General features: G+C 33.9%; 1 protein-coding gene. It reads right to left on the bottom strand.

The window, feature by feature from the left end; all coding sequences use genetic code 11:
- Positions 1-357: hypothetical protein (locus H4O21_RS28530; protein ID WP_220495885.1), on the bottom strand; the 357-nt coding region annotated here is incomplete at both ends.

Raw genomic sequence — 357 nt, 5'->3', positions numbered from 1 at the left:
TCAATTTCATGAACGATAGTCCAAGTTGTTGGCAGATAGTTAATGTTATCACGTTCCAATTCCAGATTATAAAAATCATTTACATATTCGCCCTTTTTGTTTTTCCTTGAAAGCGTAAGTGTTACCGTAACTTTTGGCTGAATCATTGTGCTTCTTCTATCGTTTTCAATTCTAAACATCAACGCATTATGCTCTTTTAATTGATTTAGAACTAGATGTTTTGTAAATCGAATTGCTGCCTTAGGTTTAGAAAAACGACCATAAAGCAAACCTGTAGTAAAAGCAAAAAACATAAGACCTATAAACGCTTCTATTGAAGACACAATACCACTGGCCATATCAGATGGTGACATTGCA

Origin of the sequence: Oceanospirillum sediminis (assembly GCF_014164585.1) — a bacterium.
Lineage (GTDB): Bacteria > Pseudomonadota > Gammaproteobacteria > Pseudomonadales > Halomonadaceae > Oceanospirillum > Oceanospirillum sediminis.
The sequence above is the reverse complement of the archived record's forward strand: the minus strand, read 5'-3'. Positions and strand labels throughout refer to the sequence as shown.